Origin of the sequence: Sulfitobacter maritimus (genome assembly GCF_013346665.1) — a bacterium.
GTDB lineage: Bacteria > Pseudomonadota > Alphaproteobacteria > Rhodobacterales > Rhodobacteraceae > Sulfitobacter > Sulfitobacter maritimus.
Genome location: NZ_JABVBB010000038.1, coordinates 385195 through 409970 on the forward strand (window position 1 = coordinate 385195; position 24776 = coordinate 409970).

The following is a 24776-nucleotide window of genomic DNA, read 5'->3' on the forward strand; positions in this document are numbered from 1 at the left end:
CGATCGCGGGGCTACACAACGCGGGCGCGGCGTCAGCGCAGATTTGCACGACAAAGACCGCCCATCGCACCCGCACCCCCTTTCCCTGCTTCGGGGGGTTTTGTAGGGTCCGCGCGGCAACAGGGGGCAGCCGTGCAGTCAGAAAAAGTAACGCCAATGATGGCGCAATACCTTGAGCTTAAAGCGAACCACGCGGATGCGCTGCTGTTTTACCGCATGGGCGATTTCTACGAGATGTTTTTTGACGATGCCATCGCCGCGGCGGAGGCGTTGGACATTGCGCTGACCAAACGCGGCAAACATCAGGGCAAGGACATTGCTATGTGCGGCGTGCCAGTCCATGCCGCCGAAGGCTATCTGCTCACGCTGATCCGCAAAGGCTTTCGTGTGGCTGTTTGCGAACAGATGGAAAGCCCCGCAGAAGCGAAAAAACGTGGCTACAAAGCGGTCGTGAAACGCGATGTGGTGCGGCTGGTCACCCCCGGTACGCTGACGGAGGAGTCGCTGCTCGAGGCGCGTCGTCACAACTACCTCGCAGCTTTTGCAGAGGTCCGTGATGCCTGTGCGCTGGCGTGGGTGGATATCTCAACAGGTGCGTTCCATGTGATGCCTTTGGCACAGGTGCGGCTGGGTCCGGAACTGGCGCGGCTTGCGCCCTCGGAGTTGATTGTCTCGGAAGCGAAAGAGGGTGATTTGCACGAAGTCGTCTCTGAATTCGGCATAGCCCTGACAGGTTTGGCACGCTCGGCGTTCGACAGCACCAGTGCCGAAAAGCGCGTTTGCGAATTGTTTGACATTGCGACCCTCGAAGCCTTTGGCAGCTTTACCCGTGCCGAGGTTTCCGCCATGGGCGCGGTAATAGAATACCTCACCATCACACAACGCGGCAACCTGCCACTGCTGCGCCCGCCCCAAAAAGAGGCCGAAGCCCGCACCGTTCAGATCGACGCGGCGACCCGGCGCAATTTGGAACTGACACATTCGCTAAACGGGGGGCGCGCGGGATCGCTTTTGTCGATCATGGACAACACAGCCACCGCCGCCGGTGCGCGACTGCTTGAGCGGCGTATCTCCAGTCCATCGCGGGTTGTCGATGTGGTGAAAACCCGCGCAGATGCGGTGAGCTTTGCCTTTGACACACCGCGCATTGCCCAAGTCATCCGCGAGCGTCTGCGCAATGTCCCAGACCTTGACCGTGCGCTTTCCCGGTTGTCCCTAGACCGAGGCGGGCCGCGCGACCTTGCGGCCATTCGCAACGGGTTAATCGAAGCAGAAGCCCTGCATCAGTCCCTGACAGAACATGATCTACCCGATCTTCTGAAAGATGCCGCCGAAGGCTTGCAGGGTCATGGCGCGTTGATCGACCTATTAGACAGCGCCTTGGTCGCCGAGCCACCGTTGATGGTGCGCGATGGCGGGTTCATTGCGCCGGGCTATGACGAAGACCTCGACGCCGCGCGGCAGTTGCGTGACGAAGGCCGGGGTGTGATCGCTGGGATGCAGCAGCAAATCGTCTCTGAAACGGGGATTTCATCCCTCAAGATCAAACATAACAACGTATTGGGCTATTTCATCGAATGCACCGCCACCCATGCGGAAAAGATGCTCTCCCCGCCCCTGTCAGACACTTTTATCCACCGTCAGACGACAGCCAACCAAGTGCGTTTTACCACGGTCGAACTGTCAGAGTTGGAGACGAAAATCCTCAACGCGGGAAACAACGCGCAGGAGATCGAAAAGCGACTCTATGAAAGGTTGCGCAATGCGGTTCTGGATCATGCTGTCGAGATCGGCGGTGCGTCTTCCGGATTGGCCGAAGTCGATCTTGCCGCCGCGCTGGCGGACCTTGCCCGCAGCGAAAACTGGACCCGACCCCGTGTCGATATGAGCCGCGCTTTCGACATCAAAGGCGGTCGCCATCCCGTTGTCGAACGTGCCTTGGCCCAGCAATCGGGCGAGCCGTTCATTGCCAATGACTGCGACCTGAGCGCAGAGGGCGAGGCGGCAAATATCTGGCTGCTGACTGGTCCGAACATGGCGGGTAAATCGACCTTTCTGCGTCAGAACGCGTTGATCGCATTGATGGCGCAGATGGGCAGCTTCGTGCCCGCCTCGTCAGCACATATCGGCATCGTCAGCCAGTTGTTCAGCCGCGTCGGCGCGTCAGATGACCTCGCCCGAGGTCGCTCAACCTTCATGGTCGAGATGGTGGAAACCGCTGCAATTTTAAACCAAGCCGACGACCGTGCGCTGGTGATCCTTGATGAGATCGGGCGTGGCACGGCGACCTATGACGGGCTTTCGATCGCTTGGGCCACGCTGGAGCACCTTCACGACGTGAATCGAGCGCGGGCACTGTTTGCCACCCATTACCACGAGATGACCGCCCTCGCAGGCAAGCTGCCAGGGGTCGATAACGCAACTGTGGCGGTGAAAGAATGGGAGGGCGACGTCGTTTTCCTGCATGAAGTCCGCAAGGGCGCCGCAGACCGGTCTTATGGTGTCCAGGTCGCGCAGCTTGCAGGTCTGCCCGCCCCCGTCATCGCCCGCGCGCGTGTGGTGCTAGAAGCCTTGGAAAAAGGCGAACGCGAAGGCGGAGCAACGCAAAAGACCTTGATCGACGATCTGCCGCTCTTTGCCGTCAGCCCTACCCCGCAACCACAGCCAGCTAAGACCTCTGCGGTGGAAGAGAAGCTGAAAGAGGTCATTCCCGACGAACTCTCCCCGCGGGAGGCGCTTGAGCTGATTTATAAACTAAAAGAGGCGGCCAAAACCTGACCGCCTCTTTCCAAACCGAACCGCTAAGCGCCTAGCTTGCTGGCGTCGAAGACACGCCAACCTGCGCAGGGCGCAGCAAACGGTCATGCAGCATGAAGCCTTCAGCAGAGACCTGAATGATCTCACCCGCGACCGTTCCCGGCACTGGCGCTTCGAACATCGCTTCGTGGTGCTTCGGATCGAACTTATCGCCCACCTCGGGCGCGATCAGTTCGATACCGTGCTTCTTAAACACGTTCAGCAGCTCGCGCATGGTCAGTTGGATACCTTCCAACAGCGGGCCAAGCGACTCGCGCTGCTCGTCCGTGGTGGTTTCCAACGCGCGTTTCATATTGTCATAGACCGGCAGCATGTCACGGGCGAGCTTTGACCCGCCGTAGTTTTCTGCCTCGCGCCGGTCCTTGTCAGACCGTTTGCGCGCATTCTCTGCGTCGGCCAGCGCACGCATGAAACGGTCACGATACTGATCCCGCTCGGCGCGCAACTCCTCTACCGCGAGCGCTTTCTCATCGATCTCGGCCATTTCTTCGGCGTATTCTTCAGCTTCGGCGCTGTCGATCTCGTCCAAAAAATCGTTTTCTTTCGGCTCTGCCATGTTCCACCTCTAGTTCCGGTCGGAAATCAGCTTTCCCACCAGTTGTGCCGTGTAGTTCACGATCGGCACGATACGTCCATAATTCAAGCGGGTCGGGCCAATGACACCCACGGCCCCGATCACTTTACGATCAGCGTTCATATAAGGGGAAACCACCAGAGAGGAACCCGAAAGTGAGAAAAGTTTGTTTTCCGAGCCGATAAAAATGCGAACACCCTCCCCATCCTCAGCAAGTTCGAGGAATTCGGCGATGTCCCGCTTGCGTTCGAGGTCGTCAAACAGGCTGCGGATGCGTTCCAGGTCTTCAGCCTCGCTTTCGTTGTTGAGCAGATTCGAGCGTCCGCGCACAATGAGCCGTTCAGAATGTTCATTCTCACCGTCCCACAGCACGGCGCCGCTTTCGACCAACTGCTGCGCCAACACATCGATTTCCTGTCGCCGCTTAGCGATCTCTTGTTTTATGCTGCGTTGCAATTCGCTGATTGTCTTGCCTTCGACAAAAGCGTTCAGGAAATTCGCCGCTTCGCGCATGGAGCTTGGGGTCTGACCGGGCGGCGGGGTAAAGAGCCTGTTCTCCACATGGCCGTCAGAAAATACCAGAACCACCAGCGCCCGTTCCGCCGAAAGAGAGACAAATTCGATATGTTTGATAGGTGCTTCATGCTTGGGAGTCAGCACGAGTGACGCGCCATGGGTCACGCCAGACAGGGCCGAGCCGATCCGGTCGAGCAGCCCCCCTACATCCGAAGAGTTATTGCCAAGGGTGGCGTCGATCTTCTCGCGGTCGAGCTCCGTCGGATCGCCGATCTCGATCATCCCGTCGACGAACATCCGCAGGCCCAACTGTGTTGGAATACGTCCGGCAGAGACATGTGGGCTGTCGAGCAGACCCATATACTCCAGATCTTGCATCACGTTTCGGATCGTCGCCGCCGATACCTTTTCGCTAAAATCGCGCGTCAGGGTCCGTGACCCCACCGGGTCTCCGCTTTCCAGATAGCCTTCGACCACCCGGCGAAAGACTTCGCGGGATCGATCGTTCATATCTTGTAGCAATTCAGGCGTGTTTTTCATGGGTGCTCGCTCTCCTCTCTAATAAAGGTACAAGCCGGGCAAACGTCAATCGGGGTTGCATCAAAGCCGCGTGGGGCGGTATCCCCGGTCAACATTAAAAAGGATATGTCATGCGCCCCTCTGGCCGGAAACTCGATGAAATGCGCGCCGTCTCGATCGAGACAGGTTTTACCAAACATGCCGAAGGGTCGGCCCTGATTAAGATGGGCGATACCCATGTGCTTTGCACCGCCACTATCGAGGACCGCGTGCCGCCGTTTATCAAAGGCTCAGGTCTGGGCTGGGTCACTGCAGAATACGGGATGTTGCCCCGCGCCACCAATACGCGGATGCGCCGTGAGGCCGCATCGGGCAAGCAAGGAGGCCGCACGGTTGAAATCCAGCGTCTGATTGGCCGTGCCCTGCGCGCAGGCGTGGATCGTTCCGCTTTGGGTGAGCGGCAGATCACCGTCGATTGTGACGTGCTTCAAGCCGATGGCGGCACCCGCTGCGCGTCGATCACCGGCGGTTGGATCGCGCTGCGTCTGGCGGTCAACAAATTGATGAAGGCGGGCGATGTCATCTCTGACCCGCTGGTCGATCCGGTCGCGGCCGTGAGCTGTGGCATCTATGCAGGCCAGCCGGTGCTGGACCTTGATTACCCAGAGGATTCTGAAGCCGGCGTCGACGGTAACTTCATCATGACCGGCTCAGGTAAGCTGATCGAAGTGCAGATGAGCGCAGAAGGCTCTACTTATAGCCGTGACCAGATGAACCAACTGATGGACTTGGCTGAAAAAGGCGTGAGCGAATTGGCAGAAATTCAAAAATCGGTCACAGCATGACCCGCAAATTCACCGAAAAACGCATTCTTATTGCCACGCATAATGCGGGCAAACTGGACGAAATGCGGCAACTGTTCGCGCCGTACGGAGTTACCGTTGTCGGCGCTGCTGAGATGAATCTACCCGAGCCGGAAGAAACGGAAACGACCTTTGTCGGCAATGCACGGATCAAAGCGCACGCGGCTGTCAAGGCGACCGGCCTGCCCGCTTTGGCCGATGATTCCGGCATTGAGGTCGAAGCGCTCGACAATGCGCCCGGTGTCTATACAGCCGATTGGGCCGAAGCCGAAAATGGCCGTGATTTTCTCATGGCCATGACCAAAACACGCAATCTGCTCGAAGAGAGGAACGCCCCCCACCCCCGTCGCGCCCGCTTTTGCGCGACCCTGGTGCTGGCTTGGCCAGATGGGCATGACGAGGTCTTTGCAGGTAAAGTGAACGGCACCCTCGTTTGGCCGATCCGAGGGGCGCTTGGCCATGGATATGACCCTATGTTTCAACCCGACGGGTATGAGATAACCTTTGCCGAAATGGACGCCGAGCAGAAAAATCGCATCAGCCACCGGGCCGACGCCTTCGCAAAATTGATTGCAGGTTGTTTTGGCTGAAGATTGGCAACAGGGCGGCTTCGGCCTCTACATCCACTGGCCGTTCTGCGAAGCGAAATGCCCCTACTGCGATTTCAATTCGCATGTAAGCCGTAGCATTGACCAACGCGCTTGGCGCGATGCGTATCTGGCTGAACTGCAGCGGGCTGCCGATGAAACTCCGGGCCGATTCCTCAATGCGGTCTTTTTCGGCGGCGGCACCCCCAGTCTGATGGACCCAGATGTGGTCGCCGATATCATAGCCGCGATCCGCCGACATTGGCCCACCGCAAACGATTTAGAAATCACACTGGAAGCCAACCCCGGCTCTGTCGAGGCCGGTCGTTTCGCCGCCTATCGGCAAGCCGGGGTCTCCCGCGTCTCTATGGGCATCCAAGCGCTGAACGATGCAGACTTGAAACGCCTCGGCCGCTTGCACTCAGCGCAGGAAGCTATGACGGCGTTTGAGACTGCGCGAAACGCATTTGATCGTGTTAGCTTCGATCTAATCTATGGGCGACAAGATCAAACGGTTGCAGAGTGGCAAAGCGAGCTAAAACAAGCTCTATCCCTCGCGATAGACCATATCTCACTCTATCAGTTGACCATCGAACAAGGCACCGCTTTCGGAGATCGCTACGCACGTGGAAAATTGCGCGGCCTGCCCGATGAAGACCTTGGCGCGGATATGTTCACGGCGACGCAAGACATTTGTAACGACATGGGCATGCCCGCCTATGAGGTCTCAAACCACGCGCGCGACGGTGCGCAGTCCCGGCATAATCTGATATACTGGCGCTACGGGGACTATATTGGGATCGGCCCCGGTGCGCATGGGCGATTGACGTTGCAAGACCAGAAATTGGCCACCGTCGCTTACAGTAACCCGCAGCGGTGGCTTGACGGTGTCGCAAAAGGGGATGCCGAAAAACCGCGCGTTGCGATCAGTCGGAGCGAACAAGCGACGGAGTTCCTGCTTATGGGCCTCCGCCTGAAGGAGGGTATCGACCTGAAACGCTACACCGCCCTAGCCGGGCATGAGATCAATCCAGACGCTATAAAGCATCTGGAAAATATCGGAATGGCGACGCAGCGAGACGATAGATTATTCGTTACAGATCAAGGGGTTATGGTCTTGAACGCTGTGATCGAAGCTTTGCTACCTTAAGCGCTTCCAAGCAAACGGCAAAGCTCGTCGAGCTCTTCAAGCGTCTTATAATGCAATGTCACCTTACCCGCTTCTTGCCCGGGCTTATGGTCAATCACGACCTTCATTCTAAGGTTAGCTGACAGATCGCCTTCAAGCGCCTGAGTATCGGCATCTTTCTCTGAGCGCGCTGAGGGGCGCTCCTTATTTACCATATTATCGCGCTCGCCAGCCTGGTCTTTCTTGACCAAAGCCTCTGTCGCCCGCACGGACAGACCCCCTTTAACCACCTGCTGTGCAAGTTTCATCGGATCTTTCGCCGGGATCAATGCCCGCGCGTGGCCAGCGCTTAATTCATTCTGTCGCACCATTTCTTGCACGGGTTCGGGCAGGTTCAAAAGACGAAGCAAATTTGCGATATGGCTCCGGCTTTTGCCAAGAGCTTCGGCCATCTTCTCTTGGGTATGGCCAAACTTATCCATCAACTGACGATAGCCCGCAGCTTCTTCGACCGAGTTCAAATCCGCGCGTTGGATGTTTTCGATGATTGCGACTTCAAGAACTTCGACGTCGGTGAATTCTCGAACGATAACCGGAAGACTGTGAACTTTCGCAATCTGCGACGCCCGCCAACGTCTTTCGCCCGCGACGATTTCGAACATCCCGCCGTCCATAGCGCGAACGATAAGCGGCTGAATGACGCCTTTCTCGCGGATCGACGCAGCGAGGTCATCTAGATTCTCTTGCTCGAACCGCTTCCGCGGCTGATCGGGATTGGGCTTGATCCGCTCTATGGGAACGAACTGCTCTGCCGCCGCTGCGCCTTTCGCTGCAACGGTCTCTGTCTCTGCTACATCAGCCATCAGTGCCGACAACCCCCGGCCGAGACCGCGTTTACGCTCATGTTTATCTGCCATTCTGCCACCTTATTCGCCATTGTTTTTTATCAGTTCCGCCGCCAAATCGCGGTAGGCTTGTGCACCCTTAGAGGATGAGTCATAGCTCAGCACAGGAACCGCAAAACTTGGAGCCTCGCTCACTCTCACATTTCTTGGAATTACGGTCTTAAAGACGAGTTCCCCCAAATTGCTCCGCGCGTCGCTCTCAACCTGTTGCGACAGATTATTGCGCCGATCGTACATCGTAAGAAGCACACCTTCTATCCGAAGATCCTTGTTGCCGGACTGTCGTACTTCTCTGATCGTCAACATAAGTTGTGAAAGCCCTTCGAGCGCGAAAAACTCACTCTGCAACGGCACGAGGACAGACTGGGCTGCGATCATTGCGTTAACCGTTAAGAGGTTTAGCGACGGCGGGCAATCGATCAGAATATAATCAAGGTCAAAAGCATCCATCTGCGTCTGTCGAAGCGCGTCATGAAGCAAAAAACTCCGCTTCTCGTTAGAGAACAACTCAATATCGGCCGAACTCAAATCTACTGTGGCGGGAACAATTAATAGCCCCTCAGTACTAGTGGTTTGCACGACATCGTCTAATGCAACATCATCCAGTAAGAGGTCATATGTCGTGTATTGCCTGTCATCGACCTCAACGCCAAGTCCAGTAGACGCGTTGCCTTGCGGATCAAGGTCAACCACGAGAACCCGCTTATCCTGCTCTGCTAAGCCGGCTGCCAGGTTGATCGTCGTGGTCGTCTTTCCCACACCCCCCTTCTGATTGGCGATAGCAATGATTTTTGGCGCCTTTGGTCGCGATAAATCAGGCACGAATGACATCCTTAATCATCAAAACGGAAGCTTCTGGGTTCGTCTTACTTGGTATTGTATTCAGCGTATAATCCCACGTTTTGCGTGCTATCTCATCTTCGGTTTTCCAGCTACCGCCCTTTGGGAACAATGCCGTGCCTTTTGGGTGTAGATGACGCTCCGCAAATTCAAGGAGCTGACTGAGATTGCTCAATGCTCGGGCGGATAGAACGTCAGCGTGCTGAGGCTCCAGATTCTCAATTCGATCATTTAGTACACACCCTTCGATCTCTAACTCTCGTAATACAGTATTGAGGAAGGCGCATTTTCTCTGATCGCTCTCGACCAATGCAACGCGGAACCGCTTCTTTTCCATGTTCATAATTGCGACAACTATCCCGGGGAAGCCCCCACCGCTGCCGATGTCGAGCCAATACCCCCTAGCATTAACAAGATGGAATACCTGTGCAGAATCAGCGATATGACGGTCCCATAGGTGTTCCAAGCTTGATTTGGATACCAAATTGATCTTGGGATTCCATTTCCGGACTAGTGCGGCATAGGCTTCCAACCGGTCCATTGTTTCACGTGAAACATCCGATAGGTCCATAGTCATGCGCTTTTCTTTCCCCGACGAAGCCAGGCAAGGATTAGGGTCAGGGCGGCTGGTGTCATCCCTTCAACACGCGCCGCATTAGCGATCGAGTTCGGCTGAGCCTTCTGCAACTTTAGCTTCAATTCGTTTGAAAGCCCGGAAAGAGTGGCGTAATCGAAATCTGTCGGGATTTTGATGGCCTCGTCGTGTTGAAGGGCGAGAATGTCTTTCTTTTGTCGTTCGATATAGGTCGCATAGAGAGCATCCCTCTCGATCTGTTCCTGTATCTCTGTCGAGAATTCGGCCAGATCAGACCTAAGCGCTATAAGCTGATGAAACTTCACATTCGGAAAGGACAATACCTGAAATGCATTCCGTTTCGATCCATCTTGATTAACCTCGATACCAGCATCACGAAGTTGTGACGGGGTATAAGTGGTCTCAGACAACCTCTTTCGCACGTCTTTAAGAGCTTCCGATTTAACTTCAAAAAGGTGCCGGCGGGTGTCGGAGCAACATCCCAGGCGAATGGCCCACGGCGTCAGGCGTTGATCAGCGTTGTCTGCACGAAGAGATAACCGGAATTCTGCGCGGGAGGTAAACATGCGATAGGGCTCCGTCACCCCGCGCGTGGTTAGGTCATCAATCATGACGCCAATGTAGCTATCCGACCGGCGGAATAAAACTGGTTCCGCCCCTTGACTACTAAGCGCCGCATTCAGTCCAGCCACGAGCCCCTGAGCCGCAGCTTCTTCATAGCCGGTAGTTCCGTTGATCTGGCCCGCCAAATACAAGTCATCGACATTCTTTACGGCCAAGGTAGCATCCAACGCGCGCGGGTCGATATAATCATACTCAATGGCGTAGCCGGGCTGAAGGATTACAGCATTTTCCAATCCCCGCATCGTGCGGACATATTTTTCCTGAACATCCTCAGGCAAAGATGTCGAAATGCCATTCGGATAAACAGTGAAATCATCAACGCCTTCGGGTTCAAGGAAAACCTGATGAGACTCTTTCTCCGCGAAACGCACGACTTTGTCTTCGATTGACGGACAATACCGAGGCCCCACACCATCAATATGGCCGCCGTACATAGCAGACCGCTCCAGGTTTTCTCGAATGATTGCGTGGGTTTTTGTATTCGTGTGCGTGATTCCGCAGGAGACTTGCTTCGCAGACGTTCCGTTAGACAGGAATGAGAACAAGACCGGCTCATCGTCGCCTGGTTGCGCGTCTAAAATGTCCCAATTTATCGTGCGACCGTCTAGCCGCGGAGGCGTTCCAGTTTTTAGTCGCCCCATGGGGAGGTTAAAGGAATCGACGCGTTCGGCCAAGCGGACTGAAGCCTTATCCCCCATCCGCCCACCAGAGCGCGATACGTCACCAATGTGAATGACGCCGCGGAGAAATGTACCTGTCGTAAGAACAACGCTTTTTGAAGATAGTTCGCTGCCATCAGCAAATTGTACGCCGCATACCGCGGTGCCGTCCATACGGAAATCAACAACCTCTCCTTCCACTATGGTGAGGTTTTCGGTGTTTTCAATTTCTTCCAGCATTGTCTGCTGATAGATTTTCCTATCCGCTTGCGCGCGTGGCCCTTGAACGGCAGGTCCCTTACGGCGGTTAAGAAGGCGGAACTGTATACCGGCTCTGTCCGCTACACGCCCCATAAGGCCATCCATTGCATCGATCTCTCGAACGAGATGACCCTTTCCCAAACCGCCGATAGCGGGGTTACACGACATGACGCCGATTCCGCTGCGGGACATGGTAACCAATGCAGTGTTCGCGCCAAGCCGCGCCGCAGCGTGTGCAGCCTCGGTTCCCGCATGACCTCCGCCAATAACGATGACATCAAAATGTTTCACGTGAAACACTCCATTATTTACCGACGCAAAAACTGCTAAAGATTTCATCCAGCAGGTTCTCAACGCCAATCAGCCCTACCAACGATTCAAGGCTACGAACCGCATAGCGGAGCTCTTCCGCGGCCAAATCATAGGACTCTGGCCCTTGAGTGAGAATAACATCAACTTCGGCTAAGGACGAGGCAGCTTTTTCCAGAGCGACACGATGCCGCTCATGGGTTGCAAGGCCGATGTTTGAACTGCGAGTGGACAGGGTCTCCTGGACCTTAGCGATCAACGCGTCGATCCCCTCGCCGGTTTTACCAGACACGCTATCTAGCCGTTTTATAAGGTCCGCTTTTGGGCGCACAAAAATATCGCCGGACTGCATTTTAACGCCGAGTTCTTCATTTGGCTCTGTCAGAAATACTCTCAGATCAGCAAATTCTGCACGTTCACGTGCGCGATTGATCCCGATCGATTCGACTTGATCATCGCTTTCCCTGAGGCCAGCCGTATCTAGTAACGTTACGGGCAGGCCGTTCAAGTCCATCCGCACTTCGATCACATCGCGGGTCGTTCCGGCGATCTCGGACGTAATGGCGGCCTCACGGCCAGCGATCGCGTTTAACAGCGTAGATTTCCCCGCGTTGGGCGCGCCGACGATCGCAACCTCAAAACCATGGCGGATACGTTCCGCGACATGAGTACCAGCGATTTCTGCCTTCAAATCTTTATTGACGTCGCTGAGCAGGGATGCCACCTCTGGCGTCACATCGACCGGCACCTCTTCGTCTGCGAAGTCAATCGTCGCTTCTAAAAGTGCTGCGGCGCGGATCAGATTCGCGCGCCAGGCCTCAACCCGCTTACCGAGATGGCCCGATAAGACCCGAACAGCTTGCTTTCGCTGCGCCTCGGTTTCGGCCTCAATAAGATCGGCGAGACCTTCGACCTGAGCAAGGTCAAGTTTCCCATTCTCTAGCGCACGTCTAGTGAATTCGCCAGCTTCGGCCGCACGGGTTTCATCAAACGTCGATAGCAAAGACAACATCGCACGAACGACGGCAATCGAGCCATGAAGATGCAGTTCAATAACGTCTTCGCCCGTAAAGGAATTTGGACCGACGAAACTCAGCACCAACGCTTGGTCAATTACCTCGCCGTCGGCGCTATACAAGTTGCGCAGAACTGTATCGCTCCGGTCAACGGGTTTACCGGTGATCTCTTGAGCGATTGCAAAGGCACGCGGGCCAGAGATGCGGATGACCGCCACCCCTGCCCGGCCCGGCGCGGACGCTTGGGCGAATATCGTATCCATAATTCACTAACCTATTGTTATTGCTAAATAACTCAGGTGTTCATGGAGTCGAAGAAATCCGAATTCGACTTAGTTTGCTTCAGTTTTCCAAGCAGGAATTCAATAGCATCCGTCGTTCCCATCGGGTTGAGAATACGGCGCAGAACGAAGGTTTTCTGAAGATCGACCTTATCGACCAACAGGTCTTCTTTTCGCGTGCCGGATTTGAGGATGTCGATGGCGGGGAAGACGCGCTTGTCCGCGATCTTGCGATCTAGCACAATTTCTGAGTTACCGGTGCCTTTGAACTCTTCAAAGATTACCTCGTCCATCCGGCTGCCGGTGTCGATCAACGCGGTGGCGATAATGGTAAGCGAGCCGCCCTCTTCGATGTTTCGCGCAGCACCAAAGAAACGCTTCGGACGTTGCAGCGCGTTGGCATCAACACCACCCGTAAGAACTTTACCGGAGGACGGAACCACGGTGTTAAACGCCCGCCCCAAACGCGTGATCGAATCGAGCAGGATCACAACGTCGCGCTTATGTTCGACCAAGCGCTTCGCCTTCTCGATCACCATCTCGGAAACGGCCACGTGGCGGGTTGCTGGTTCGTCAAAGGTAGAAGAGACGACCTCCCCCTTCACCGAACGTTGCATGTCGGTAACCTCTTCAGGACGTTCATCAATAAGCAACACGATCAGATAGCATTCGGGATGGTTCTTTTCGATGCTATTGGCGATGTTTTGAAGCAGAACGGTCTTACCGGTGCGCGGCGGCGCGACAATCAGCGAACGCTGACCCTTACCAATGGGCGAGACCAGATCGATAATGCGGGCGGAGCGGTCTTTGATCGTCGGGTCGTCGACCTCCATCGTCAGACGCTCATCCGGGTAAAGCGGCGTGAGGTTTTCAAAGGCAACTTTGTGGCGGGCCTTCTCAGGTGCCTCAAAGTTGATCTTGGTAACTTCAGTCAGCGCAAAGTAGCGTTCCGTATCATCAGGCGCTTTTATCAACCCTTCGATGGTGTCCCCGGTGCGCAGCGACCATTTCCGGATCATATCGGGCGAGACATAGATGTCATCGGGGCCCGGCAGATAGTTCGCTTCGGGCGAGCGGAGGAAGCCGAACCCGTCCTGCAACACTTCTAGCACACCGTCGCCGGAAATCTCCCAACCGTCATCCGCCCGTTCGCGGAGAATCTGGAACATCATCTCGCCCTTACGCATGGTCGAGGCGTTTTCGATCTCCAACTCTTCGGCCATGGCGAGCAGATTTTTCGGTGTCTGCGCCTTGAGATCAGCGAGGTTCAGCGTTTCGGTTGTCATGGAGCATCCTGTTCAGCCGCAGCAGAAGCGGGCTGGTCGACTATTTGAATGTGGCAGGCAGATACCGCCCCGGACGGGACAGTGGCGCAGATATAGGCAACGCGGCTGAGCGAGTCAATCAGCTTAGAATTTCACCACGACTGAGAAGACGATCACGATCATCAAAAGCGTCGGCACCTCGTTCAAAAGGCGAAACTGGCGACCTGTCACCGTGCTCTCGCCGCTTTCGACCGATTTTACCTGTTTTTTAAGCCAAATATGGAAAACCGTCATGGCGATCACGCTGGCCCCTTTGGTCCAAGGCCAGATCATCGTCCAGTCCACGATTCCGGGCGTCAGAACGAGCGCGAGGCCAAACACCCAGGTCGCCATCATCGCGGGCCGCATGATGAACTGAGCGAGCTTATATTCCATCATCGAAAAAGTGTCATGCATCGGGCCGCTGGTACCAGCCTGCTCCACATGATGCACGAAGAGCCGCGGCAGATAGAAGAGCGCGGCCATCCAACTGATGACGGACACGATATGGAGCGCTTTGATCCATGGGTAAGCATAGCTGAGAAGGTCAAACATGGGGAAGGCTCCGGTGTGCGTGCTTCTTTCTTAATAAATAAGAAAAGAGAAAAGATGTAGTTGATTGTAGGGCGCCAGATTCCTGTGGATTAATGATTTATACCGCCGCTTATCAACAGGTGAACAAACTTCCCGACGCCCTGTGGAAAAAACGGCTTCGATTCGCTAATATTCAATTTTCTCAATATCTTGCCAGCGTATTTTCCGGGGGACAAAATGTATCAAAGCGGGGATAACCAGTGAAGTGCGGTGGTTATACGCACAAGCGGCTTATCCCTATCCATGGGGGTGGGAATCGGCGACAAAACTCGCGACTCGGGGCGAGATTTGCGGCCTTGTGCTGTCAACGTTTATCTCGCAGAACAAACCCTCAGGATTTGCGCCAGTTCACCACAGGGTTATCCACATGCCGCAAAAATTCGTCCTCGCCTCCGGCTCGGAGATCCGTGCGCAGCTCTTGCAACAGGCTGCGATTGCGCATGAGGTGATCCCCGCACGCATTGACGAAGAGATGATCACCGCCGCCCTGCGCAGTGAGGCGGCGAAGCCGCGTGATATTGCCGATACATTGGCCGAGATGAAGGCGCGGAAGGTGAGCGAGAAGCTCCCCGGTGCTTTGGTTTTGGGCTGCGATCAGGTGTTGGAGCATCGTGGGGAGATGCTGCATAAGCCTGCGAACCGAAATGAGGCCATCGCGCAACTGCATTTGTTGCGCGGGGACCGCCATTCGCTGCTCTCTGCCGCAGTGCTTTACGAAGATGGCAAACCGCTGTGGCGGCATGTCGGTCAGGTGCGCCTTCGAATGCGCGAAGCGAGTGATGCCTATATCGCAGACTATGTTGAGCGAAACTGGGAGAGCATCCGCCACGCCGTGGGCTGCTATAAGCTTGAGGAAGAAGGCGTGCGGCTGTTCAGCCAGATCGAAGGGGATTACTTTCACGTCCTCGGTATGCCATTTCTTGAACTGCTTAACTATCTGACGCTGCGCGGAGACCTGCCGACATGAGCCTATCGAAAATCCCCCTTGCCGGTGTGATCGGCTCGCCCATTGCGCATTCCAAATCCCCACAGTTGCACCGTCATTGGTTGGAGACTTACGGCATCGCCGGCCACTACGTGCCGCTCGACGTTGAACCGGGCGACCTCAAAGAAGTGCTTAGAACGCTGCCGAAGATGGGTTTTGTCGGCGTGAACTTGACCATTCCGCATAAAGAAGCGGTGATGGAGATCGCGGACCTTATTACGGACCGCGCCACGCTGATCGGTGCGGCGAATACGCTGATCTTCCGCGCAGATGGGAAAATCCATGCGGACAACACCGATGGCTATGGCTTTATCGAAAACTTGAAGGCCGGTGCGCCGGATTGGGATCCGAAAACCGGGCCAGCAGCGGTACTGGGCGCCGGGGGTGCTGCGCGGGCGGTGGTGTCGGCCTTGATCGACGCGGGCGTGCCAGAGATTTGCCTCTCGAACCGCACTCGCGTGCGGGCAGAGCAATTGCAGCGCGATTTTGGCAACCGTGTCACCGTTGTCGATTGGGTGCAGGCGGGTAATATGCTGGATCACGCCAATTTGGTGGTAAACACCACTTCGCTTGGGATGATCGGCAAAGGTGCCTTGCGCGTGCCGCTCGACGGGCTGCGCCCCGGCACGGTGGTGACCGACCTCGTCTATGCGCCGCTGCGCACACATCTGTTGGAAACAGCCGAGGAAATGGGCTGCGTCACTGTCGATGGGCTGGGCATGTTGTTGCATCAAGCGGTGCCGGCTTTTGAACGGTGGTTCGGCACTCGGCCGGACGTCGACCGCGCCACACGCACGGCGGTGCTACGCTGATGTTTCACTTGGGGCTCACCGGGTCAATTGGCATGGGGAAGTCGACAACGGCAAAGATGTTTGCCGAGGAAGGCTGCGCAGTCTGGGATGCAGACGCGGCGGTGCATCGGCTTTATGCCAAGGGCGGTGCTGCGGTAGCGCCAATGCAGGCGGAATTTCCCGCGGCGATCGTAGAGGGCGCGGTCTCCCGCGGAGCGCTTAAAGAAGCCATCGCCGCTGATCCAACGGCCCTGCCCCGGATCGAAGCGATCGTGCATCCGCTGGTGGCCGAAGATCGCGCAACATTTCTTGCTGACGCAGAGAGCGACATCGCCGTGCTCGACATACCGCTGCTGTTTGAAACAGGCGGTGACAACGCAATGGATGCGGTCGCATGTGTCAACATCCCCGATGACATCCAACGCGACCGCGTGCTCGCCCGCGGCACGATGACGGAGGCGCAATTCGACGCCATCCGCGCCAAGCAGATGCCCGCCAAAGAGAAGTGCGCCCGGTCAGACTATGTGATAGAGACCGACACGCTCGACCATGCCCGCGCGCAGGTTCGGGCGGTGATCCGCGACATCAGGGAAAAACTGCGCCATGCGTGAAATCGTACTCGATACCGAAACCACCGGCTTTGACCCCGAAAGCGGCGACCGGATCGTTGAAATCGGCGCGGTTGAATTGATGAACCATATGGCGACGGGTGAGACCTATCACCAGTACGTCAACCCCGAACGCTCCATGCCCGAAGAGGCGTTTCAGGTGCATGGGCTGGGCGACGATTTCCTGCGCGACAAGCCCAAGTTCGCGCAGATCGGGCGGCAGTTCCTAGATTTCATCGGCGATTCCAAGCTGATCATCCACAACGCTGCCTTCGACATCAAATTCCTCAATGCCGAGCTGCGCTGGATGGGTCTGCCGCAAATTCCTTGGGAGCAAGCCCTCGATACGCTTGAGATCGCGCGCAAACGTTTCCCCGGCTCGCCTGCATCGCTCGACGCGCTTTGCCGCCGTTTTGGCATCGACAACACATCGCGGACCCTGCACGGCGCTTTGCTGGACAGTGAAATTCTGGCGGAAGTCTATCTGGAACTGATTGGCGGGCGGCAGCCGGATTTTGCGCTGTCTTCGGCCCCAGAGCGGAAAACGGGGGAGCCTGACACCCGTTGGACCCCGAAACCGCGACCCAACCCCCTGCCCTCGCGTTTGACAGAGGCCGAAGCCGCCGCCCATGCCGAATTTATCAGCAAACTGGGCGACGACGCGCTGTGGAAACAGCTGGGCTAACGCTTAAGCGTCGGCTTTAGGCTTGTTTTCGGCCTGACGGCGGGCAACTTCGTTGCGGTAGAGCGACAGGAAGTCGATGTTTTCGAGGTTCAGCGGCGGGAAGCCACCGTCGCGGGTCACGTCGCTCACGATGCGGCGCAGGAAGGGGAAAATCATGCGCGGGCATTCGATCAGCAGATAGGGGTGCATCTGCTCTTCCGGCACGTTTTCAACTTGGAAGATGCCAACGTAATCGATTTCCAGCAAGAAAAGCGTCGCATCGCCCTCTTTGGCCTTGGAAGTGATGTTCAGCTTGATCGCGGTTTCGAACTGATTGTCACCGCCGCGCTTTTTCGCATCAAGGTTGACCTGAACCTGCACGTCTGGCTGCACATCGGCAGGCGCGCCCTTTTGCGCCATGATGTTTTCAAACGACATGTCGCGGATGAACTGGCCCAATACGCGCATCGAAGGCTGCTGAACTTGGGGTGTTTCGTTTTCTGCCATGGTCTGTGTCCTGTTGTGGTTAATTCTTTAAATCCAGCCGGACTTATCAGTTTGACTGGCGTCGCTCAATCCTTTGTCCAGCCGGATGGGCCCTTGGTCTGGCGGGGCTGTTCGGGGATTTCGTGAAAATCACCATCGATCACGTCGCCGCGTGGATCATGCCGATGGTGCGGGCCGGAGCGCGGACCCTGCCCGCCCGGCGTGCCAAAGCTCTGAACCTTTACACGATCCCGAATCGCACGATAGGCAGCGGCCCGAAACCGTGGAATCAGAAAGGCAAAGCCGACCGCATCGGTAAAGAAACCCGGCGTGAGCAATAATGCGCCGGAGAACAGGATCATCGCTCCATGCACCAAAGGCTCCGTCGGGTCGCGCAGGTCAGAGAAGGAACTGCGCAACTGCCCCATCGCAATCGCCCCCTGAGAGCGCACCAACCACGTGCCCAGAATGGCCGTCAGCACCACAACGGCAAGTGTCCAGCCAAGGCCGATGGCCCCGCCAACTTGGATGAAAAGCGTGATCTCGATCAGAGGCACGGCGATAAATGCGATCAATAGCCACATGCGGCAGGGTCCTTTCGCTGGGGGCAGAGTGGACTTGCCCCGGTCGAACACCTACATAAGAGCTTAACCTGCATGTTTCCATGCCACCCCTGAATGAGGTTTCGATGAATTCTCCCCTGATACAGCTTCTGGTGCTTGCCGGTATCGCCGTATTCCTGATCCTGCGCCTGAAAAACGTGCTCGGCACCCGCGAAGGTTTCGAGAAGCCTCCGGTGTCAGATCAGTCGCCAGCGCCCCGCAGCGGCGGACCGGCTTTTGAAGTCATCGAAGGTGGCCCGGATCTTGATATTACAGATCATGTGCCTGCCGACAGCACGTCGGGCAAAGCATTGGCCGAGATGAAACGGCTTGAGCCATCCTTTGGCGTCAGCGATTTTCTGCAAGGTGCGCGTGGTGCCTATGAGATGATCGTCATGGGCTATGAGCGCGGCGATCTAAAAGAAATCCAACCGTTCCTTGCAGAAGATGTCTACGAGAGCTTTGTCGATGGCGTGGCCGCCCGTGAAGATCAGGGTTTGACCATCGATGCCAATTTCATCGGCGTGCGTGAGATGGAGCTGGTCGACGCCCGTCTGGACGAGACCACCAAGGAAGCAGAGATGACCATCCGCTTTGTGGGAGAGTTGACTTCGGAAGTACGCAACCGCGAAGGGGAGGTTGTCGAAGGCAGCAGCACTGAGATCAAGCGCCAAAAAGACACTTGGGTTTTTGCCCGCATCATGGGCTCGGATGATCCAAATTGGCTGTTGGTTTCCACAGACGGGTAATCCATGCGCTTGGCGCTTTGGCTCTGCTGGCAGGGGGTGGCATGACTCTGCCAGCTAATGCAGAAGTGCATTATGAAGTCTTGGATTTTGCCGATCTGGACGGCTGGGCCGAGGACGACCACGCCGCCGCGTTCGAGGTCTTCACCAGCACCTGCGGCGACATGAAAGATGTCGATTGGCGGGCCCTGTGCAAACTGGCCAAAGATGGGCCGGACCCCCGCCAGTTTTTCGAACTGTTCTTCCGCCCGGTACTGATGGAAGATGGGAAAGACCCGCTTTTTACCGGCTATTTTGAGCCCGAGTTGGACGGAGATCTTTATCCTTCAGCCCGCTTTCAATATCCGATCTACGCGATGCCCCCAGAGGCCGAAGAGGTCCGTCCCTGGTTGACGCGGCGTGAAATCCTCGACGGAGATGTCATGCGCGACCGGGGGTTGGAGATTGCTTGGGTCGATGATCCGGTGGAATTGTTTTTTCTTCAAATTCAAGGTTCTGGCCGCATCCGCCTGCCTGATGGCAGCTATCTGCGCGTGGGCTATCGTGGGGCAAATGGGCATGATTACCGCTCCGTCGGGGTCGAACTGGTGCGGCGTGGGGTCTATGAGGCGCATCAGGTCAGCGCCGATGTGATCAAGAATTGGGTGCGTCGCAATCCGGAGGATGGACGCGAGTTACTGTATCATAACCCGTCTTACGTCTTCTTTCGCGAGGTGAGCCGCGTGCCGGCAGACAAAGGGCCGCTCGGGGCCATGAACCGCTCAATCACCGCCATGCGCAGTGTCGCGGTCGACCCGTCGCACGTGCCGCTCGGCGCGCCCATCTGGCTTGAGAAAGATGGCAAAGAGCCGCTGCGCCGCCTGATGATCGCGCAGGACACTGGCTCGGCCATTAAAGGTGCACAGCGCGCCGATGTATTTTTCGGAACCGGAGACAAAGCAGGCCGTGAAGCGGGCCGCCTGCGCGATCCGGGGCGGATGCTGGTCCTGATGCCGATCCAACGCGCTTACGCTTATCTGCCTGAAAGTGCTATATGAAACGGCGACGTTTAAACGACGATGATCTGGCGCTCTGGCGTAAGGTGGCGGAGCGGACCGAGAAACTCGATCTCAAAACGCTCTTTACCCCTGAAATTGATGCGCCCCCGCCTGCCCCGCCCCAAGTGCGGCGGGCCAAGCTGGCTGTGCAGGGCAGTAAACCGCAGCCGCCGGTCAAAAAACACGCCCATGATCTGCGCCCTGCCCTCGCCGAACAGATGAAATCGGCGCCGGTTCAGATGGATTACAAAGCCTTCGGCAAACTCAAGCGTGGCAAGCTACGCCCGGAGGGGCGCATTGACCTGCATGGGATGACGCTGGACCGCGCCCATCCGGCACTGCAAGGCTTCATCTTAGACGCGCATCGGCGCGGCAAACGGCTGGTTTTGGTCATCACCGGCAAGGGCAAGCGCCGCGACGACGGCGGGCCAATCCCGGTGCGTGACGGGGTGCTGCGCCATCAGGTGCCGCAATGGTTGTCGATGCCGCCGATAAATTCCGTCGTGCTTCAGGTCACGCAGGCCCACGTCAGCCACGGCGGCGGCGGTGCCTATTATGTCTATCTGCGCCGCAACCGTTAGGTTGGCAGTTTGGGTCTATAGCGGTGGATCGCCCAGCCTGCCAAAGCTGCTGCCACGAGATAGTAAAGTGCAATCGGCAACATCTGATCTGGGAAATCAACGCCTAGATCGATAAACAGCCCCGTCACTCCCGGCCCGATCGCAGAACCAAAGACCATCAAGGCTGCCGCAACAGCTTTGATCGCGCCCACATGCCGCGTTCCGTAATACTCCGCCCAGAATGCCGCCGGCGCGGTGGACTGCATGCCCTGCCCCGCACCAAAGATGATCAGCCCGACGCCTGCCATCCAAAGCGTGTCCGCATAGGCCAGCACGACAAAGGCAACGGCAAAAGGAAGCATCTGTACCGGCACCACGCGGCTCACCCCAAAACGGTCTATCGCCCAGCCAGACAGAAAGGTGCAAGCGACAGCAGATAGCGTATAAATGGGCATCAGCGCGACGAATTCGACCAGTTCCCAGCCTTTCATCTCAACCAAATGCACTTGATGAAAGAACAATGCGGTGCCCCAGGCCGCAGGCCCGACAGCAAAGGGGATCATCATCCAGAACAGGCCGGAACCGAACATCTCTTTGCGCGTCCAATGCCGCCCCTGCATCCCCGCCCGCTGTGCTTGTTCGGCCATGGACTGCGGCGTGCGCTCTTGCCGTAGCAGCACAAGGATCACCGGAATAGTCAGCAGCACCAGCACCGCCGCCAAGACCCACAGGCTGCGCCAGTGAAAGCTGGCGAAAAGTGCGACGAAGATTACCGGGAGGAAGGCTTGCCCCGCCGCAAACCCCATTGATGACAGCGACAGTGCCTTGCCCCGCGACGCCTCAAACCAGCGAACCATCGCGACCTGTCCAAGCTGAGACATCATCCCCTGCCCGGTCAGCCGCAGCGCGTAGATCACAAAGATCAACGCGATCCAGTTCGGCACCGCTGCCATCGCAATGCACGCGCCCGCGAGCGTCACCATCACGCCAAAGGCCAACACCCGTACGCGAAAGCGATCCGTCAGCACCCCGGCCCAGACCATCGTCAGCGCCGACAAAGTGGTGCCGATGGTATAGATGCCACCCCATTGCCCATCGCTCAGGCCAAAGTCGCCCTTTATCGCGCCCGCAAAGAGCGAGATGAAATAGGTTTGCCCATAGGACGAGGTGAAGGTCAGCAGGAAACCGGCCAATAGAAACAGCCAGTTACGCCGCAGAAATAAAAGGTACTCCATGCCCCTTCATCGCCGGGGCATGGAGAAATGGAAAGCCCTAAAGAACGTAGCGGCTAAGATCGGTCGACCGGGTCAATTCGCCCAAGTTCGCCTCAACAAAATCCGCATCAACGGTGATTTCCTGCCCGGACCGATCCGGCGCGTCGAAGGAGACCTCCTCAAACACCCGTTCCATCACGGTATAGAGCCGCCGCGCACCAATGTTTTCGACCGAGGTGTTCACATCTGCCGCGATCTTGGCCAACGCCGCGATGCCGTCATCGGTGAAGGTGACGGTCAACTCTTCGGTGCCCATCAGCGCGGTGTACTGCCGTGTCAGCGCGTTGTCGGTTTCGGTCAGGATGCGAACGAAATCCTCTTCGGTGAGCGCCCGAAGTTCGACACGGATCGGCAGGCGGCCTTGCAACTCGGGCAGCAGGTCCGACGGTTTCGCGATGTGGAAGGCACCGGACGCGATGAAGAGGATATGATCGGTCTTCACCGGACCGTATTTGGTCGAGACCACCGTGCCTTCGATCAGCGGCAGAAGATCGCGCTGCACGCCTTCACGTGAAACATCACCGCCGCGCGCATCAGAGCGGGCGCAGACCTTGTCGATCTCATCAAGGAAGACGATGCCGTTCTGTTCCACCGCATCAATCGCGGCGCGGTTCACGGCTTCTTCGTCGAGCAGTTTGTCAGCCTCTTCGCCGAGCAGCACGTCATAACTATCGGCCACGGCCATGCGTTTTTTAGTCGTGCGACCGCCCATGGCTTTGCCAAAGATATCGCCAAGGTTCATCATCCCCATGCTGCCGCCGGGCTGGCCCGGAATGTCCATCATCGGGAAGGGGCTGGAAGTGTCGGCGACCTCAAGCTCGATCATCGTGTCGTCCAACTCACCGGCGCGTAGCTTTTTGCGGAACATTTCGCGGGTGCCATCACGCGCATCAGTCCCGGCGATGGCATCAATCACGCGCTCTTCGGCGGCTTGCTCGGCCTTTGCCTTCACATCTTCGCGCATAAACTCGCGGGTCATGGCGATGGAACTGTCGAGCAGATCACGCACAATTTGTTCAACGTCACGCCCAACATAGCCGACTTCGGTAAACTTGGTCGCTTCAACCTTGATAAAAGGCGCACGGGCCAGTTTGGCCAAGCGGCGGCTGATCTCAGTTTTACCCACGCCTGTGGGGCCGATCATCAGGATGTTCTTTGGGTACACTTCATCGCGTAGATCGTCTGCCAGTTGCTTGCGCCGCCAACGGTTGCGCAGGGCCACGGCAACGGCACGTTTGGCGTCTTTCTGGCCGATAATATAGCGGTCCAACTCAGAGACGATCTCGCGGGGGGTTAGGTCAGTCATGCGGTGATTTTCTCCACGGTGAGGTTGCCGTTGGTATAGACGCAGATGTCGGCGGCAATCGCCATCGCATCGCGGGCGATGGTCTCGGCGTCGCGGTCGCTTTCCATCATGCCACGTGCAGCGGCAAGGGCGTAGTTCCCGCCGGAGCCAATCGCGGCGACTTCATGCTCCGGCTCCAGCACATCGCCTGCACCGGTGATAACGAGCAGGTCCTTACCATCCGTGACGATCAGCATCGCTTCGAGCTTTTGCAGGTACTTATCGGTGCGCCAATCCTTGGCCAGCTCCACGCTTGCGCGGGCCAACTGCCCCGGTGTCGCTTCCAGCTTGGCCTCAAGCCGTTCCAGTAGTGTAAATGCATCAGCGGTAGAGCCAGCAAAGCCCGCCACCACATCATAGCCGCCGGGGCTGAGCTTGCGCACCTTCCGCGCGGTGCCTTTGATCACGGTCTGGCCAAGGCTGACCTGTCCGTCACCGGCAATCACCACTTCGCCGCCTTTTTTGATGCCAATGATCGTGGTCCCGTGCCAACCGGGGAAATCGTCGTTCTGTGCCATGGGGCCTCCTGTCGCTTGGCGCTCTATATGGCCCCCATGGTCATGCGGGACAAGGGCAGCGGCGCTCGCGGACAGGGGGCCATCGCGTTACCGGCCATCGATGCGAGTACCCAACTGTTGTTGAACTCTATCCTCAACCCACCTCTGCACGCGGAAACGGCGCTGCGTTATGGCGAGATTGATGTCCGCCATATCGAGGTGAAAGCAGACCTGTCCGATCTTGCAGGCCGCTTAGGCGCAGCGTCGCAGGCAGGACCGCCGATCTTTTTGGTTCAGGGAAGACGGCATTAACGCTGGACGCCCGGGGGGCCGTGGCGCAGGTCGCACTAAGGCTTCGGCGCTTTGGCTAGGCAGATCAAAAAAGGGCGCCCCAAAAAGGCGCCCGTTCTTCAAACTCATATCACGCAAAGCGCTGATATCAGATGGATTCTTCGATCCAGCTTTGAAGTGCCGCTTTCGGGCGCGCACCGGCGAGGTTCGAAATGACCTGACCGTCTTTGAAGATGAACAGCGCCGGGATGCCGCGCACGCCGACCTGAGCAGGCGAGTTCGGGTTTTCGTCGACGTTGACTTTGACGATCTTCACGCGACCGCTCATTTCATCCGAAAGCTCTTCGAGCGATGGGCCGATCTGTTTGCACGGGCCACACCATTCGGCCCAGAAATCGACCAGAACCGGAATGTCCGAATTTTTGACTTCGGCGTCGAAAGTGTCGTCGGTGACTGCGACGGTTGCCATGATGCTCTCCTGACAGGAATTGGTTAAG

The 24776-nt window shown here is 57.0% G+C and carries 27 protein-coding genes; 12 read left to right on the forward strand and 15 right to left on the reverse strand.

Annotated elements, in window-relative coordinates:
- Nucleotides 1–156 precede the first annotated feature (156 nt).
- Nucleotides 157–2778, forward strand: a complete 2622-nt coding sequence (mutS, locus tag HTT03_RS16660) for a DNA mismatch repair protein MutS (RefSeq protein WP_174861250.1) — start codon at nt 157–159, stop codon at nt 2776–2778.
- Between the two features lie 31 nt (nt 2779–2809).
- Here the strand turns inward: mutS and HTT03_RS16665 are convergent, their stop codons facing one another.
- On the reverse strand, nt 2810–3373 hold the full coding sequence (locus HTT03_RS16665; RefSeq protein WP_174860909.1) for a nucleotide exchange factor GrpE: 564 nt from the start codon (nt 3371–3373) through the stop codon (nt 2810–2812).
- A 9-nt stretch (nt 3374–3382) separates the two neighbouring features.
- The gene (gene hrcA, locus HTT03_RS16670; RefSeq protein WP_174860910.1) at nt 3383–4447 is read right to left on the reverse strand and encodes a heat-inducible transcriptional repressor HrcA; all 1065 of its coding nucleotides are present in this window, start codon (nt 4445–4447) and stop codon (nt 3383–3385) included.
- 110 nt (nt 4448–4557) lie between these two features.
- Between hrcA and rph the strand changes: the two genes are divergently transcribed.
- The 3 genes from rph to hemW are packed head-to-tail and all read left to right on the forward strand — an operon-like array spanning nt 4558 to nt 7026.
- Nucleotides 4558–5271 carry a ribonuclease PH gene (gene rph, locus HTT03_RS16675; RefSeq protein WP_174860911.1) on the forward strand — a complete coding sequence of 238 codons (714 nt, stop codon included), beginning with the start codon at nt 4558–4560 and terminating at the stop codon, nt 5269–5271.
- Entirely contained in the window at nt 5268–5879 is a 612-nt protein-coding gene (rdgB, locus tag HTT03_RS16680) for an RdgB/HAM1 family non-canonical purine NTP pyrophosphatase (protein ID WP_174860912.1), read from the forward strand. Before rph ends, rdgB begins: the two co-directional genes overlap by 4 nt.
- On the forward strand, nt 5872–7026 hold the full coding sequence (gene hemW, locus HTT03_RS16685; protein WP_174860913.1) for a radical SAM family heme chaperone HemW: 1155 nt from the start codon (nt 5872–5874) through the stop codon (nt 7024–7026). The genes rdgB and hemW overlap by 8 nt, the downstream gene beginning before the upstream one ends.
- Here the strand turns inward: hemW and HTT03_RS16690 are convergent.
- The 7 genes from HTT03_RS16690 to HTT03_RS16720 form a co-directional block, all read right to left on the reverse strand.
- On the reverse strand, nt 7023–7922 hold the full coding sequence (locus tag HTT03_RS16690) for a ParB/RepB/Spo0J family partition protein (RefSeq protein WP_174860914.1): 900 nt from the start codon (nt 7920–7922) through the stop codon (nt 7023–7025). The two genes, hemW and HTT03_RS16690, sit on opposite strands and share 4 nt — an antisense overlap.
- Nucleotides 7923–7931: 9 nt before the next feature.
- The gene (locus HTT03_RS16695) at nt 7932–8732 is read right to left on the reverse strand and encodes a ParA family protein (protein ID WP_343035870.1); all 801 of its coding nucleotides are present in this window, start codon (nt 8730–8732) and stop codon (nt 7932–7934) included.
- Nucleotides 8725–9327 carry a 16S rRNA (guanine(527)-N(7))-methyltransferase RsmG gene (gene rsmG, locus HTT03_RS16700; RefSeq protein ID WP_343035871.1) on the reverse strand — a complete coding sequence of 201 codons (603 nt, stop codon included), beginning with the start codon at nt 9325–9327 and terminating at the stop codon, nt 8725–8727. Before rsmG ends, HTT03_RS16695 begins: the two co-directional genes overlap by 8 nt.
- A complete protein-coding gene (mnmG, locus tag HTT03_RS16705) occupies nt 9324–11228 on the reverse strand; it encodes a tRNA uridine-5-carboxymethylaminomethyl(34) synthesis enzyme MnmG (protein WP_217482847.1) in 1905 nt (634 codons plus the stop codon). Before mnmG ends, rsmG begins: the two co-directional genes overlap by 4 nt.
- Nucleotides 11194–12477 carry a tRNA uridine-5-carboxymethylaminomethyl(34) synthesis GTPase MnmE gene (gene mnmE, locus HTT03_RS16710; protein ID WP_174860916.1) on the reverse strand — a complete coding sequence of 428 codons (1284 nt, stop codon included), beginning with the start codon at nt 12475–12477 and terminating at the stop codon, nt 11194–11196. The genes mnmG and mnmE overlap by 35 nt, the downstream gene beginning before the upstream one ends.
- Nucleotides 12478–12509: 32 nt before the next feature.
- Nucleotides 12510–13781: a transcription termination factor Rho gene (rho, locus tag HTT03_RS16715; protein WP_067267859.1), complete on the reverse strand. Its 1272-nt coding sequence runs from the start codon at nt 13779–13781 to the stop codon at nt 12510–12512.
- A gap of 123 nt (nt 13782–13904) precedes the next feature.
- Nucleotides 13905–14354: a CopD family protein gene (locus HTT03_RS16720; RefSeq protein ID WP_174860917.1), complete on the reverse strand. Its 450-nt coding sequence runs from the start codon at nt 14352–14354 to the stop codon at nt 13905–13907.
- 406 nt (nt 14355–14760) lie between these two features.
- Between HTT03_RS16720 and HTT03_RS16725 the strand changes: the two genes are divergently transcribed.
- Genes HTT03_RS16725 through dnaQ form a run of 4 tightly spaced genes read left to right on the forward strand, consistent with a single transcriptional unit; the run spans nt 14761 to nt 17462 of the window.
- Nucleotides 14761–15360 carry a Maf family protein gene (locus tag HTT03_RS16725; RefSeq protein ID WP_174860918.1) on the forward strand — a complete coding sequence of 200 codons (600 nt, stop codon included), beginning with the start codon at nt 14761–14763 and terminating at the stop codon, nt 15358–15360.
- Entirely contained in the window at nt 15357–16190 is an 834-nt protein-coding gene (locus HTT03_RS16730; RefSeq protein ID WP_174860919.1) for a shikimate dehydrogenase, read from the forward strand. Before HTT03_RS16725 ends, HTT03_RS16730 begins: the two co-directional genes overlap by 4 nt.
- Nucleotides 16190–16780 (forward strand): dephospho-CoA kinase, encoded by a 591-nt coding sequence (gene coaE / locus HTT03_RS16735; RefSeq protein WP_174860920.1) that lies wholly within the window; start codon nt 16190–16192, stop codon nt 16778–16780. The genes HTT03_RS16730 and coaE overlap by 1 nt, the downstream gene beginning before the upstream one ends.
- Nucleotides 16773–17462, forward strand: coding sequence for a DNA polymerase III subunit epsilon (dnaQ, locus tag HTT03_RS16740; RefSeq protein WP_174860921.1), 690 nt, complete (start codon nt 16773–16775; stop codon nt 17460–17462). The genes coaE and dnaQ overlap by 8 nt, the downstream gene beginning before the upstream one ends.
- 3 nt (nt 17463–17465) lie before the next feature.
- Here dnaQ and secB read toward each other — a convergent pair whose 3' ends face one another.
- Both secB and HTT03_RS16750 read right to left on the reverse strand, forming a co-directional pair.
- Nucleotides 17466–17948, reverse strand: coding sequence for a protein-export chaperone SecB (gene secB / locus HTT03_RS16745; RefSeq protein WP_174860922.1), 483 nt, complete (start codon nt 17946–17948; stop codon nt 17466–17468).
- A gap of 65 nt (nt 17949–18013) precedes the next feature.
- Nucleotides 18014–18511, reverse strand: a complete 498-nt coding sequence (locus HTT03_RS16750) for an FxsA family protein (protein ID WP_174860923.1) — start codon at nt 18509–18511, stop codon at nt 18014–18016.
- Nucleotides 18512–18615: 104 nt separating this feature from the next.
- Here HTT03_RS16750 and HTT03_RS16755 point away from each other — a divergent pair, with 104 nt between their 5' ends.
- Genes HTT03_RS16755 through HTT03_RS16765 form a run of 3 tightly spaced genes read left to right on the forward strand, consistent with a single transcriptional unit; the run spans nt 18616 to nt 20893 of the window.
- A complete protein-coding gene (locus HTT03_RS16755; RefSeq protein ID WP_174860924.1) occupies nt 18616–19278 on the forward strand; it encodes a Tim44/TimA family putative adaptor protein in 663 nt (220 codons plus the stop codon).
- 41 nt (nt 19279–19319) lie between these two features.
- Nucleotides 19320–20312 carry a murein transglycosylase A gene (mltA, locus tag HTT03_RS16760; RefSeq protein WP_174860925.1) on the forward strand — a complete coding sequence of 331 codons (993 nt, stop codon included), beginning with the start codon at nt 19320–19322 and terminating at the stop codon, nt 20310–20312.
- Nucleotides 20309–20893 (forward strand): Smr/MutS family protein, encoded by a 585-nt coding sequence (locus HTT03_RS16765; RefSeq protein WP_174860926.1) that lies wholly within the window; start codon nt 20309–20311, stop codon nt 20891–20893. The genes mltA and HTT03_RS16765 overlap by 4 nt, the downstream gene beginning before the upstream one ends.
- Here the strand turns inward: HTT03_RS16765 and HTT03_RS16770 are convergent.
- The 3 genes from HTT03_RS16770 to hslV are packed head-to-tail and all read right to left on the reverse strand — an operon-like array spanning nt 20890 to nt 24009.
- Nucleotides 20890–22107, reverse strand: coding sequence for an MFS transporter (locus HTT03_RS16770; RefSeq protein WP_174860927.1), 1218 nt, complete (start codon nt 22105–22107; stop codon nt 20890–20892). The two genes, HTT03_RS16765 and HTT03_RS16770, sit on opposite strands and share 4 nt — an antisense overlap.
- A gap of 37 nt (nt 22108–22144) precedes the next feature.
- On the reverse strand, nt 22145–23452 hold the full coding sequence (gene hslU / locus HTT03_RS16775; RefSeq protein ID WP_174860928.1) for an ATP-dependent protease ATPase subunit HslU: 1308 nt from the start codon (nt 23450–23452) through the stop codon (nt 22145–22147).
- Nucleotides 23449–24009, reverse strand: a complete 561-nt coding sequence (hslV, locus tag HTT03_RS16780) for an ATP-dependent protease subunit HslV (protein WP_174860929.1) — start codon at nt 24007–24009, stop codon at nt 23449–23451. The genes hslU and hslV overlap by 4 nt, the downstream gene beginning before the upstream one ends.
- Nucleotides 24010–24036: 27 nt before the next feature.
- On the opposite strand from hslV, the gene HTT03_RS16785 reads away from it, so the two are divergent.
- A complete protein-coding gene (locus HTT03_RS16785; RefSeq protein ID WP_174860930.1) occupies nt 24037–24300 on the forward strand; it encodes a hypothetical protein in 264 nt (87 codons plus the stop codon).
- Between the two features lie 127 nt (nt 24301–24427).
- Here the strand turns inward: HTT03_RS16785 and trxA are convergent, their stop codons facing one another.
- On the reverse strand, nt 24428–24748 hold the full coding sequence (gene trxA / locus HTT03_RS16790) for a thioredoxin (protein WP_174860931.1): 321 nt from the start codon (nt 24746–24748) through the stop codon (nt 24428–24430).
- Between the last annotated feature and the right edge of the window lie 28 nt (nt 24749–24776).

What these genes read in the sequence shown, in the direction of transcription:
- mutS (WP_174861250.1), top strand. Translation starts at nt 157, where the DNA reads ATGATGGCGCAATACCTTGAGCTTAAAGCGAACCACGCGGATGCGCTG.
- HTT03_RS16665 (WP_174860909.1), bottom strand. Translation starts at nt 3,373, where the DNA reads ATGGCAGAGCCGAAAGAAAACGATTTTTTGGACGAGATCGACAGCGCC.
- hrcA (WP_174860910.1), bottom strand. Translation starts at nt 4,447, where the DNA reads ATGAAAAACACGCCTGAATTGCTACAAGATATGAACGATCGATCCCGC.
- rph (WP_174860911.1), top strand. Translation starts at nt 4,558, where the DNA reads ATGCGCCCCTCTGGCCGGAAACTCGATGAAATGCGCGCCGTCTCGATC.
- rdgB (WP_174860912.1), top strand. Translation starts at nt 5,268, where the DNA reads ATGACCCGCAAATTCACCGAAAAACGCATTCTTATTGCCACGCATAAT.
- HTT03_RS16690 (WP_174860914.1), bottom strand. Translation starts at nt 7,922, where the DNA reads ATGGCAGATAAACATGAGCGTAAACGCGGTCTCGGCCGGGGGTTGTCG.
- rsmG (WP_343035871.1), bottom strand. Translation starts at nt 9,327, where the DNA reads ATGACTATGGACCTATCGGATGTTTCACGTGAAACAATGGACCGGTTG.
- mnmG (WP_217482847.1), bottom strand. Translation starts at nt 11,228, where the DNA reads ATGAAATCTTTAGCAGTTTTTGCGTCGGTAAATAATGGAGTGTTTCAC.
- mnmE (WP_174860916.1), bottom strand. Translation starts at nt 12,477, where the DNA reads ATGGATACGATATTCGCCCAAGCGTCCGCGCCGGGCCGGGCAGGGGTG.
- rho (WP_067267859.1), bottom strand. Translation starts at nt 13,781, where the DNA reads ATGACAACCGAAACGCTGAACCTCGCTGATCTCAAGGCGCAGACACCG.
- HTT03_RS16720 (WP_174860917.1), bottom strand. Translation starts at nt 14,354, where the DNA reads ATGTTTGACCTTCTCAGCTATGCTTACCCATGGATCAAAGCGCTCCAT.
- HTT03_RS16725 (WP_174860918.1), top strand. Translation starts at nt 14,761, where the DNA reads ATGCCGCAAAAATTCGTCCTCGCCTCCGGCTCGGAGATCCGTGCGCAG.
- HTT03_RS16730 (WP_174860919.1), top strand. Translation starts at nt 15,357, where the DNA reads ATGAGCCTATCGAAAATCCCCCTTGCCGGTGTGATCGGCTCGCCCATT.
- coaE (WP_174860920.1), top strand. Translation starts at nt 16,190, where the DNA reads ATGTTTCACTTGGGGCTCACCGGGTCAATTGGCATGGGGAAGTCGACA.
- dnaQ (WP_174860921.1), top strand. Translation starts at nt 16,773, where the DNA reads ATGCGTGAAATCGTACTCGATACCGAAACCACCGGCTTTGACCCCGAA.
- secB (WP_174860922.1), bottom strand. Translation starts at nt 17,948, where the DNA reads ATGGCAGAAAACGAAACACCCCAAGTTCAGCAGCCTTCGATGCGCGTA.
- HTT03_RS16750 (WP_174860923.1), bottom strand. Translation starts at nt 18,511, where the DNA reads ATGTGGCTATTGATCGCATTTATCGCCGTGCCTCTGATCGAGATCACG.
- HTT03_RS16755 (WP_174860924.1), top strand. Translation starts at nt 18,616, where the DNA reads ATGAATTCTCCCCTGATACAGCTTCTGGTGCTTGCCGGTATCGCCGTA.
- mltA (WP_174860925.1), top strand. Translation starts at nt 19,320, where the DNA reads ATGACTCTGCCAGCTAATGCAGAAGTGCATTATGAAGTCTTGGATTTT.
- HTT03_RS16765 (WP_174860926.1), top strand. Translation starts at nt 20,309, where the DNA reads ATGAAACGGCGACGTTTAAACGACGATGATCTGGCGCTCTGGCGTAAG.
- HTT03_RS16770 (WP_174860927.1), bottom strand. Translation starts at nt 22,107, where the DNA reads ATGGAGTACCTTTTATTTCTGCGGCGTAACTGGCTGTTTCTATTGGCC.
- hslU (WP_174860928.1), bottom strand. Translation starts at nt 23,452, where the DNA reads ATGACTGACCTAACCCCCCGCGAGATCGTCTCTGAGTTGGACCGCTAT.
- hslV (WP_174860929.1), bottom strand. Translation starts at nt 24,009, where the DNA reads ATGGCACAGAACGACGATTTCCCCGGTTGGCACGGGACCACGATCATT.
- HTT03_RS16785 (WP_174860930.1), top strand. Translation starts at nt 24,037, where the DNA reads ATGGCCCCCATGGTCATGCGGGACAAGGGCAGCGGCGCTCGCGGACAG.
- trxA (WP_174860931.1), bottom strand. Translation starts at nt 24,748, where the DNA reads ATGGCAACCGTCGCAGTCACCGACGACACTTTCGACGCCGAAGTCAAA.